Consider the following 11,634-nt stretch of genomic DNA (forward strand, 5'->3'; position numbering starts at 1 on the left):
TTATCCCCCGGCATTATGCAAAAACAAAAAGCTTTTACGCTTATCGAGTTAATGGTTACCGTTGCTATTATTGGAATTCTAGCTAGCATTGCGCTGCCCAGTTATCAAGACAGTGTACGCAAATCGCGCCGAGCGGATGCCAAAGCGGCGTTATTGGGATTAGCTAATGCCATGGAGCGACGCTTTACCGAGCGAAACAGCTATTGCGATGCGGCAGATGCTTCCGGAACCGACACCGGTTGCGGTACAAACGTTGAAGACACCGGCACACCTGCAATCTACACCGTTACGCCGGAAACCCAAACGTATTACACGATAACGATCAGTGACGCCACCCTCAGTAGTTATACATTAAGCGCGGCACCTACCGGTCCGCAAAGCGGCGATGATTGCGGCACATTTACACTTACTCAGACGGGAGCAAGGGCGGTCGATGGGACAGCTACCAATTGCTGGTAACAAACCAGCTTGAAAGCGTTTATGAATACATTTTATGGCCTTTAAAGCCAACTGGGTAAATCCATATTATCGGATTTGATCCTTGCCAGCCCGGTACTATGCTTAGAAACGGGCGATTGATAATCTTCATAGCGGCTTAATAATACATCACAGTCGGTTTCCACCATCAACAGACTGTGATGCAGCGGTTTAACAAATTGTTCTGTTCGTGCATGTTCTAAAAAACTGAGTAACGCATCGTAATAGCCATCTACATTCAATAAACCGCAGGGCTTGGAATGAATTCCCAGCTGAGCCCAAGTCCAAATCTCAAACAGTTCCTCAAACGTGCCTATTCCGCCCGGAAGCGCAATAAATCCATCGGCCAGCTCGGCCATCTTCATCTTGCGCTCATGCATGGAAGCGGTAATATGCAGTTCAGTCAGCCGCGGATGAGCAACTTCCTTATGCGACAGGGCCTTGGGGATGACGCCGACAACCTCGCCGCCAAGCTGCAGCACATGATCAGCCAGCGCCCCCATAATACCGATACCAGCCCCACCATAAACCAAACGTAATTTTCGATTAACCAGCGACTCAGCGAGCGCTTTCGCCGAAGCTAAATATACGTCTCGTCGACCGGGACTGGAACCGCAATAAACACAGATACTTTTGATGGTTGTCATATTAACTTTGCAAGTTGATGTCTGTTTAGTCTAGGTCCAAATGATAGTTCAGGCTTATGCGGATCAACGTCATAACATTGGTTACGCTCCCACATAATAGCGGCGGGAAAGCCGAATATCTGCCGGAAAGTTGGTATGTCATTATCCGCCCAGGTGTTGATTCGCTGGAGACTGCTGTATTTGTTCATTCACGAATAATTCTAGTGTTTTGCTGAACCCCAGCTTGCCGACATACAATAGCAATTTATCTTTTATACTTCGACCGTTGAGGAAACCGCATGAAATTCAATCCCTGTATCGATCAATGCACCAAAGAAGGTACGCACTGCGAAGGCTGCGGACGTTCGCATGAGGAAATTGCCGGTACCAAACACATTGTGAAATCCGCAGTAGCGTTTATTCAGTCTCAAAATTACGATAATCCTGAAGAATTTGTTGCGGCCATCAGCAAAAGTATTTTGAAAAAGTTGCAAAAAGCCAATGAAAGCCACACGGGTTAATGTTAACGCCCCTTTCTCGTTTCAATCATCGCAACCAGCCGCTCAAAAATATACAATTTATGAACATCAGTGATTTAAGTCAACTCAACCGACGTCCCGTGCCGGCCTTTCCCGGATGGTGGGCTGCACTGGGGCCGGGCGTGGTATGGATGGCGCTGGCGCAGGGTAGTGGCGAGCTGATCTGGTGGCCTTACATGGTTGCTAAATATGGTTTGACCTTTATCTGGTTGTTAGCCCCTGCTTGCTTACTGCAGTACCCGTTGAATCTGGAAATCGGCCGTTATACCTTACTGACCGGCGAAAGTATTTTTCATGGTTTCATTCGCCTGCACCGCGGCTTCGGGATATTTTTGTGGTTACTGATGAGTGTATCTTTTTTATGGTTTGGTGCCTTTGCTTCGGCGGGCGGTACCGCCATGGCGGAACTTACCCATTGGCCTGACGGTTGGAGCCAGCGTGGTCAAAGCCTATTCTGGGGCTACGCATCAATCGTGGTGTTCGTAAGTGCTATTTTAGCCAGCGGCGTGGTTTATACCCTAATCGAGCGTTTCATGAAACTGGTGGCACTGGTAACGGTCGTCGGACTGTTATCAGCCTGCATGCAAACCGAAGTGTTGGCCAGCTTACCCCAGTTTCTGCGAGGCCTGCTTGGGCCCACCGATGCGATACCTCGGCCTTGGGAGCCGGCTGATGCCAGCAAGCTGCTAACCGCCATCACCTTTGCCGGCCTGGGCGGTTTCTGGATTTTATTTTATTCCTACTGGTTGCGTGACAAGGGAGCCGGCATGGCGGGCCTGATCGGACGCATTACCGGCTTGGGCGGTTCCGAAGAAGCGGTTCTCAGCGACGGTTTCTTACCTAGCGACGATAGTCAAAGCGCCAATAACTGGCTGGTTTGGCGGCGATTTTTGAGCACCGACATCCTGGTTGGCATTATCGGCAATTTGTTCACCACCTTGATGACTTGTCTGTTGGCTTATGCATTATTGTTTCCAAAAGGCTTGCTGCCGCAGGAGTATGAACTGGCCGTGGTACAAAGCCAATTTTTTGCCGTGAGTTGGGGGGAAATCGGCCGACTGTTATTTTTGGTGATTGCCGCCGCCTTTTTGACCGACACTTGGCTGGCTACCGCCGATGCCGTCAGCCGTATCCAGGCTGACATTGTCATGACCTTATTCCCCAAAAGCCGCTGCTTGCCCGCCCGAAACTGGTATTACATTTTCCTGGCTCTTCTGACTGTAATCACTTCATTTACCATGCAACTGGATGCGCCGGGACCTTTAATTTTAACCAGCGCCTTGATCGGCTTTATCGGCACTATTATTTTCCCAGTGGCACTTTATCAGCTAAATCATAAACTCTTGCCACCACACTTACCTGCATGGGCGCGTCCCAAGCACCGACCTTGGTTGTTGGGCATCAGTTTTCTAGTCTATTTAACACTGGCTGTTTTATACCTTAAATCCAGCCTGGGTTATTGAAAATGTTGACCATGCGTGCGACTCCACCTTCTCGCGGTCAATTGATTGAATTAATAGGGCAAAATATTCTGGTGGCAGGTGCGCGCCCGGATTTATTAGCTACCATTGCGGATTGCCTGCAATTTATAAGCGTGGATCAAAGCACCTTGATTTTCAGGCAGGGCGAGGAAGCCAACGGCTTATATCTGGTCATGCAAGGCACGGTGCAGATCTTTAGCGAGCATGACAGCCACCGGGTAATCATGTCCCATTCCAGCAAAGGCCACTTATTCGGTGAGTTTCTGTTGTGCGGCAACAGCATGCGCTCGACTAGCGCATTGGCCCTGACCGGTTGCAATTTGTTATTCTGGCCTATCGAAACCTTCAGCACTTTGCTGCTTCAACAACCTGAAGATTTCACTCCCATTACCACCCGTTTGGTGCGACGGTTGGGCTGGAATCAGACCATGCTGGCGTTACGATTATCTAGTTTGTTTATCGGCCTCAATGAACAGATAGTCCGCGATTTAATCAATCAATTAACCATTAAGCCTATCCCCGCCAATACCTTGTTATTAAAGCAATACGACCCGGCCGAATATATGTGTATTGTCATTAACGGGCAATTTCAGATCAGCAAAGAAGGCGAAAATCATCAAGCCGAAATTATCAACGTGATTGGCCGCGGCGAAACAGTGGGTGAAATGGGCTTGTTATCAGGCAGCAAGCGCACCGCGACAGTGATTGCCCTGCGTGATTCGACAGTGGCTTTCTTGAACCGAAATGCTTTCGAGCACCTGCTAAAACAACACCCGTTAGAAATTAACCAAACCTTTGTCCGAAGTCTAATTAATCACCTAGAAAAAAAATCACACGTTAAAACCAATACCGCCAATACCTTTGCCTTAATTAATTTATCTCCACAACTGGATGCATTCGAGTTTAGTCAGTATTTACTCAACGGCTTACAAAACCATGGGCTTGCCAGAGTATTGACCAGCGCTATTATCGACCAGGCTTTTATGCGCCAAGGTGCTGCCCAATGCAAATTCAGCAACCAAGATAATGCCAGCCTAGTGCAGTGGCTTTCCGAACAGGAACTGGTGCATGAATACATCGTTTATTTAGCCGACGCTCAGCTAAATCCATGGACGCGACGCTGTCTGCGTCAAGCCGACCATGTGGTTTTTTTGGTTGCCGCCGATGATCCGCCCGAAATCAGGATTCTTGAAACGCAATTGCTGGCAGAATTAAACGATAACTCAGTCAAGAAAACTCTAGTGCTTCAACACCCGAAAAGCGCGCCAACCCCTATCGGCACATCTCGCTGGTTAAAGCTTAGGCAGTTGGATTCCCACTACCATGTCAGACGAGATCAACGAAGTGACTTTGATCGTCTGGCGCGATTTCTGACCGGCAATGCGCTGGGCTTGGTTTTAGGTGGTGGCGCAGCCCGTGGTTTCGCTCATGTCGGCGTGCTCAAAGCCCTAAAAGAACGCGGCATTTCCGTGGATATAGTGGGTGGAAACAGCATGGGTGCGGTATTGGCCGCCGAATTTGCGCTGCAGTGGCATGAAAAACGCATGTTGGAGAAAACCCGCCAACTCTGTATACAAGGCGATCGCATGACATTACCGTTAGTCTCACTGTTTTCCGGTAAGACCATGACGACTGCGTTGGAAAAATTATTCGGCGATATCTACATAGAAGATTTATGGATTCCATTTTTTTGCGTATCCTGCAATATCAGCCGTGCCACACTCATGACCCACCGCCAAGGCACCCTACTGGCAGCCTTACTCAGCAGTAACGCACCGCCCGGCTTGTTCCCCCCCCAAGTCAGTGATGGCGATCTATTAGTCGATGGTGCGTTATTAAACAACCTGCCGGTCGATATAATGCGGGAACTCAATCCAGGCGGGGGCATCATTGCCGTGGATGTTAACGAACGCGAAGACTTACTCAACAACACGGACAGCCTGGGCGGCATTAGCGGTTGGCAACTATTATGGAACCGCTTAAATCCTTTGGCGCCGCGCATCAACATGCCGGGCATGGTACAAATATTGACTCGCGCCAGCATGATAGGCGGTTTGGCGCAGCAGAAAAAAATGCGCGAAGGTTTGGCGGACTTATATCTGCGACCGCCAGTCAACAGTTTTCCACTAACCGGCTACCACCAGGCTCAAGCTATTTCCGACGCCGGCTATGAATATGCTCGCGAGCAATTGCAAAAATGGCAACCACAGCCAAGCAATAACTCGATACATACATTACGTCATCTGCAAACCGCGCTTGATCACTTGACTGAGGATGGGCAAGTAACGGCTACTAAACATAGCGCCATGTAAACCCGGCACGTAGTCGATGGTTAACTGGCTGCCAAACAAACCATCCCATCCGGAAAATAGCCAGCGCTTCGCGCCTCCCATCCGCTTGGACATGACCAACAATGTTCGTCCTGAATAAGGCCTAATCGAATGCTGACTCAAACCAGTCAGTTGTTGAATAATACCGGTATCGGTCAGCATGGCCCGCAACTTCCGTCCGTTCAGCGATATTTCGTTTAAACCCCATAGGCCGGACAAGCCTTGCAATGTTTTGAAAAGCCAAGCCGATTTTAATGGCCAGCGCGGATAAATAGTATCCAGTAAAATCAGCTTCATAGGAGGAAAGCCTTGCTGCTCAAGCTGGCGGGCCGTTTCAAGCGCTGTCACGCCACCAATTGAAAAACCGCCCAAATAAAATAATTGCGGCGCATTTACCCTGATTACCTGTGCATAATGACTAGCGATGGTTTCTATACTGACCAACTCTGCGGCTAGAGAGGGCGGATAAAGAACATGTAACGTGCAATGTTCTGACAAGACATCGGCCAAGGCTTGAAAACGCATTTGGTCCCCATATCCCGACGCCGCCAAGTAAAAGTTAACCTGCGGTTTTTTAGTACTGAGTGTCGCGCAACAAGGCGGCTTATGCACGGCAACTTGGTTTAATTGCTCAACTTGCTCCGCGACCGTTGGGTAAGCCATTAAAAATGCTATCGATTGCCGAAAACCGGTCATTTTTTCGATAGCGGCGATTAAACCGATGGCGGTGATTGAATCGGTATCCTGCTCGAAAAAATTGTCTTCCACCCCTAAACTTGGATTTTTCAGCGTTTCCCGCCAAATGGCCAGCAATTGCGATTCCAGTTCGGATATCGGCCCGCGTTGAGAGTCGCAACGCGTTACCTGTTCCAGTTTTGGCAAACGGTCATAGGCAACCTTGCCGTTGCTAGTGACCGGCAAGCTGTTCAGCACGCTGATTCTCCGAGGTTGCATATAGTCCGGCGCGCGTCCCCGCAGGAAAGTGGATAATTCAGCCCGCAAACTGTCTGGCTGATTCGTTATAGCTGCAACGTATGCGACCAAGCGTTTCTGGCCGTGTATCTCCACCGCAACCACCGCGGCACCCGCTACGATGGGGTGCTGTAACAACAGACACTCAATTTCGGCCGGCCCGCTTCTGTATCCACTTATTTTTACCTGCCGATCCAGGCGCTCGGCAAAATATAATTGCCCATCGGTACCAATATAACCTTGGTCACCGGTTCTATATAAGTATTCATTTGCCCCTTCACCGTAAGCGTCGTCCACAAAAACCTGCCGGCTTACCTCCTCTTGCCTTAAATAGCCTTTGCCCACGCCGGCACCACCGATGACGATTTCGCCGGGCACTGCCAACGGCAATAGTTTCAGCTGTCTATCGACGATCAAAATGCGGGTATCGTCCAACGGTTGTCCGATGGGCAACACTGCCGGGTCGTTAATGCTGCAAGGCCAGGCAGTGGCTAAAATCGTAGTTTCCGTAGGCCCGTACACATTAAACAATTGCGCCCCGGTGCGCGCGATAAAAGCCTTTGCCAGACCGGGCGGTAGCGTTTCACCGCCGCAACAGGCCACTCTTAGCGGGATATCGCCAGATGCGGGCAAACCTTGCATGAGCAATCGCAAACTACTTGGCACCAATGCAAGTGCGTTAATTTTTTCAGACAACACGAAATCGGCCAACTCATCCGCCATTAATCGCTGATGGGGCGCCAAAACCAGTTCCGCTCCTTGAGTTAAAGCCAAACCCATTTCGATTAAAGACGGGTCGAAATGGGTTTGAATAGTCTGCCCTACTCTTTCGTGGTTTTGAATCGCAAAGGCATTTTGTAGCCAGCGTAATCGCAGAGAGAGTGCGCGATGATGGATTTTGACACCCTTGGGCTGTCCGGTGCTGCCGGATGTATAAATCACATATGCCGATTCTTCCGCTTCAGGTTCAACCCATACCAATTTGCCGGGCAACTTTGCAGTATCAAGCTGATCAACGAATATACAACTTCGATGCATTTTGCTAACCCGCACTTCAGAGCAAACGGTCAATACGACCGCAGTGCCGCTTTGTTGCAAAATCGCTTCAATACGATCATGGGGGCTATCAACGTCGATGGGCAAATAAACCGCGCGGATTTTTAAAATTGCCAGAAAACTCACCATAGCCTCAATGCAACGCGGCATGCAGACTGCGACCAGGGCACCGGTCGATAATCGCAATTGTTGTAACTGTCTGCCCAGTTGATCGCTGAGCCTATCCAGCATCCGATATGTGACACTTCGCCCTTGCTGACTGACAGCAATGGCTTCGGGCGTTTTGTCGACCCAAGCCGAAAACTGACTGATAACACTGATGAAATGGGACGAGCGGGTTGGTGAGTTGAAACGTTGAAAGATAAACTGTTTTTCTGCCGCCGGTATCAAATCAAGGTCTCTTAAAAGCAAAGCGGACGAATCCATAAACTGCTGCAAAATCCATTGAAATCGTTGCGCTAAAAGCTCAAGTTCAACTTTATTGAAACAGGTTTCCGCGCCCTCAAAAATCACTTCGATATCGTCTGCCGCATTAAACTCGCAGACAGTCACTGCCAGCGGATAAAGTGCAAAACCGCTAAATAATTGCCGGGCATGCACAGTGGCTTCCCCAAAACGCACCGCATACTCTTGTTTTTCGAAAGACAGCACCAAATCGAACAAACTCTCACGATGATTTTTCAACAATTGCAGGCGTTGGTGCAAAGCGCTCAAAGGATAGCGCTGATGTTTATGGACCCGCCGTACCGCTAACGATATCCGCCTTAAAAACTCTTGCGCCGTTATCTCTGTATCGATATCAATCACCAAGGGAGACAAACTGGCGAACATACCCACCACTTTTTTAAACCGGGCTCCACTGCGATTCAAAGCAGGCAAACCGACAGTGATGCGATGCTGTTGGTGGGCACGGGCAAAATACGCACTCAGTGCGCTCAGCAAAACGTGATAGATGCTGGAATGTTGTTCGCCGGCCCATTCTTGTAGCCGATCATAAAATAACCGGTTCAAACTAAACCGATGCAGATTGGCCCGAGTCTCTTGTAAGCGGCTATTTCCGGCATATTTCCGCCGTATCAGGGATTCCGGCAATGCCGGCAATGCATGTTGCCAAAATACGGCATCATTAGTAAATGTCTTTGAATTCAAATACCGGTCTTCTTGCGCTACATAATCTAAATAGTCGCTGGTTTCCGGTAGCGGCGGCACGCCCCCCTTTAGCAGGGCGTTATACAATTCGGCCAGCCTATCGATGACAATTTTAGTTGACCAGCCATCGGCAATCAGATGATGGTATTTTGTTAACAGCGCGTATTGGCGATTACTGATTTTAAGCAAAGCAAATTGCCAATAAATACTGCTTTCCCCGATTGGAAAAGCTTGCTTAAACCGATCGTTCAACCATTCGGCAACCAAGCTTTCCGGGTTAGCCTTATGTGAGAAATCAATAAACGGTAACTCAACCGGCAAATGCGGACGAATGGTCTGCAATACCTGATCGCCGCTTTGGATGACGCTAATTCTCAATGCGGCATTTTGCGCGACCAATAGCTCTAAAGCCTGTTTCAGCAAAGCATAATTTAGCTCGCCATATATAGCCAAGCGTCCGCCAATGTTATACACGGGACTGCTTGAACGGGCGAGTTGGTCATACCAGATGGCCAGCTGATTGTCGGCTAAAGCTGATACAAGAACGCAATCAATGCAATCTGAGGAAGGTACAGTCATAACAGCTCATCAAAATAACTCAATGTTTTTAGACTATTTTAAGCTGTTATGCCAGTTCTCTGTTGTTTAAATACCTTGTGACTGGCTGTGAGTCTTTAATTGCGCTTGTTCCAAAAGCTTATCGATGAAATACCGGCAATAGGATGGCAGATACAATTGCTTCAAATAGGCGATTTTAGTCACCGATGTCTGTATTAACCGACTTAAATCCAGCGCCACCAAATCATTGTCCTTAATGGGTTCATATGACGTTTCCGCGATAATGCCGACCCCCAAGCCTAACCTGACATAGGTTTTGATAACATCCGAATCCGCTGCCGCCAGAATAATATCCGGCTGCAACTCGGCATCGTTAAAGGCTTTTTCAATCGCCGAGCGCCCTGTAAAGCCTGGACTATAGGTCAGAATCGGCTCCGTGGCCAATCGCCGCAAGGTCAACTCGCCGCTTGTCAACGGATGGTTTTTAGGCACGATGGCAACATGGTGCCATTGATAGCAAGGCCTTAGAATCAATCTATCGTCATCGGCCAGTTTTTCAGTGCAAATGGCAATGTCCGCCTGATGCTGATGCAGCAAATCGATCAAATTATCCGGCGAGGATTGCACCATATAGATTTTAATGCCCGGATACTGTTGGCGAAATTTTTGTACCGGCACCGGTAACAGATATTTGGCCTGAGTATGTGTCGTGGCGATATGCAGGGTACCGTTACGATTTGCCCGAAAGTCGTCCGCCATGCTTTGAATATTCTTCTTGGCCTGATGTATCTGCTCCACTTCCCGCATGATACGCTCCCCAAGCGGTGTCAACCCCAGCAAACGTTTGCCATGCCGCTCGAATACCGGAGATCCCAACTCCGCTTCCAATAACTGCAATTGACGACTGACGGCCGATTGCACCACGTGCATTTTTTCTGCCGATTTACTCAGGTTAAAGTCTGTCTCTTGCAAAATACGCAATAATTCGAGCTGATTAAGATTCATCGCGTGTATTAACCTCCTGGTAATACTGTAGTTCCATTAACAAAACATCTACTAGGCAATCCGATAATTTCAAGGGCAGTGGATATTAACTCACGGCAGATAGCGCGGTGGATTATCCTCATATACTGCAAAATACAGAAGGGTCTGTCGGGAATCAAGTTTCACCATCGGTAATAAATCCCCAGCAATACTGTTTCAAGCAACCACTATAGCTGTCAGACCCATTCAAGGGTAGCGGCTCAGTAGCCGAGGCGCGCGCGATACCGGATATCGAATTATGCATATTCAATTAAACCGAGAAAACCCTCATATACCCGCCAATACTTCAGCATAGGGCTTATATTGATCCGCCAAAGATAACGCTTCCGCCGCGGGTTGACAGCAAATAAAACCTTGATGGGTATTTAAGGCTTTGGCGAAACCCGGTTCTCGAGACAAGGCTGCCAATCCCTGCTCAGCCAACTTCAACACATAGGGAAAGGTTGCGTCGGTTAGCGCCATGGTGGCGGTGCGGGGAAAAGCACCAGGCATATTACTGACACAGTAATGTATGACGCCGTGTTTTTCATAAACCGGTGCAAGATGAGTAGTCGCATGGGCTGTTTCGATACAACCGCCCTGATCGATACTGACGTCTACGATGACCGAACCAGGTTGCATGGTTTGCACCATTTTCTCGGTGACCACGTGGGCCGCGCGCGCACCGTGTATCAATACCGCCCCTACCAACAAATCCGCATTTTCAACATATTCGGCAATAGTCACGGGATCGGAAATGATAAAACCAATTTCCGGGGATATCTCGCGTTGCAACCGAGCCGCATTTTCAGGAAATAAACCCGCTACCGTCACATTGGCGCCTAAACCGACTGCCGTGCGCGCCGCATGACTGCCGACTACACCGTCACCGATGATCAAGACATTGCCGTGGCGTTTACCCAATACCGAACCCAACATCACGCCTTTGCCGCCATTGCAGCGGGCGAGATAATGACAACCCATCTGTACAGCCATATTACCGGCCACTGCACTCATGGGCGCCAATAAGGGTAATCGGCCTTGCTGGTCTTCCAGCGTCTCGTAGGCCACTGCGGTAGTTTTTCCACTCAATAAAGACTCGGTAAGCGCTTTAGGCACACCCGCCAAATGAAAATAAGTAAATACGATTTGCTGTTTTAGGTACTGATACTCGGCCGCAATCGGTTCCTTCACCTTTATGACCAATTCCTGATTCCAAGCCTGCTCAACGCTGACTATGTCCGCACCGGCCCGTTGATAATCCTGATCGCTAAACCCGGATCCCAGTCCCGCCGACGTTTCTACTGAAACATCATGCCCTAGGGCAACCAAAGCCGCGACACCCTCCGGTGTTAAGCCTACCCGGTATTCCTCGCTCTTGATCTCTTTTATCAGACCTACTTTCATGAAATGACACTCCTAA

Annotated in this window: 8 protein-coding genes; 4 read left to right on the forward strand and 4 right to left on the reverse strand. The window is 49.0% G+C overall.

From position 1 onward, the window contains the following. Window positions 1-15: 15 nt before the first annotated feature. Complete coding sequence (locus M0R33_RS00705; protein WP_292563548.1) at window positions 16-459, forward strand: type IV pilin protein; 444 nt, start codon at window positions 16-18, stop codon at window positions 457-459. Window positions 460-500: 41 nt separating this feature from the next. Here the strand turns inward: M0R33_RS00705 and M0R33_RS00710 are convergent, their stop codons facing one another. Continuing rightward, entirely contained in the window at window positions 501-1,124 is a 624-nt protein-coding gene (locus M0R33_RS00710) for a TIGR00730 family Rossman fold protein (protein ID WP_292563551.1), read from the reverse strand. A 278-nt stretch (window positions 1,125-1,402) separates the two neighbouring features. Between M0R33_RS00710 and M0R33_RS00715 the strand changes: the two genes are divergently transcribed. Genes M0R33_RS00715 through M0R33_RS00725 form a run of 3 tightly spaced genes read left to right on the forward strand, consistent with a single transcriptional unit; the run spans window position 1,403 to window position 5,435 of the window. After that, window positions 1,403-1,624: a DUF1289 domain-containing protein gene (locus M0R33_RS00715; RefSeq protein WP_292563554.1), complete on the forward strand. Its 222-nt coding sequence runs from the start codon at window positions 1,403-1,405 to the stop codon at window positions 1,622-1,624. Window positions 1,625-1,683: 59 nt separating this feature from the next. Further along, window positions 1,684-3,105: an Nramp family divalent metal transporter gene (locus M0R33_RS00720; RefSeq protein WP_292563557.1), complete on the forward strand. Its 1,422-nt coding sequence runs from the start codon at window positions 1,684-1,686 to the stop codon at window positions 3,103-3,105. Window positions 3,106-3,107: 2 nt separating this feature from the next. After that, entirely contained in the window at window positions 3,108-5,435 is a 2,328-nt protein-coding gene (locus tag M0R33_RS00725) for a cyclic nucleotide-binding and patatin-like phospholipase domain-containing protein (protein ID WP_292563559.1), read from the forward strand. Here M0R33_RS00725 and M0R33_RS00730 read toward each other — a convergent pair. The 3 genes from M0R33_RS00730 to ald form a co-directional block, all read right to left on the reverse strand. Then, window positions 5,358-9,209: an amino acid adenylation domain-containing protein gene (locus tag M0R33_RS00730; protein WP_292563562.1), complete on the reverse strand. Its 3,852-nt coding sequence runs from the start codon at window positions 9,207-9,209 to the stop codon at window positions 5,358-5,360. The two genes, M0R33_RS00725 and M0R33_RS00730, sit on opposite strands and share 78 nt — an antisense overlap. Window positions 9,210-9,275: 66 nt before the next feature. Beyond that, entirely contained in the window at window positions 9,276-10,193 is a 918-nt protein-coding gene (locus tag M0R33_RS00735; RefSeq protein ID WP_292563565.1) for a LysR substrate-binding domain-containing protein, read from the reverse strand. Between the two features lie 306 nt (window positions 10,194-10,499). Then, window positions 10,500-11,618 carry an alanine dehydrogenase gene (gene ald / locus M0R33_RS00740; RefSeq protein WP_292563568.1) on the reverse strand — a complete coding sequence of 373 codons (1,119 nt, stop codon included), beginning with the start codon at window positions 11,616-11,618 and terminating at the stop codon, window positions 10,500-10,502. Window positions 11,619-11,634 lie beyond the last annotated feature (16 nt).

Origin of the sequence: Methylomonas sp. (genome assembly GCF_023228165.1) — a bacterium.
Classification (GTDB): Bacteria; Pseudomonadota; Gammaproteobacteria; order Methylococcales; family Methylomonadaceae; genus Methylomonas.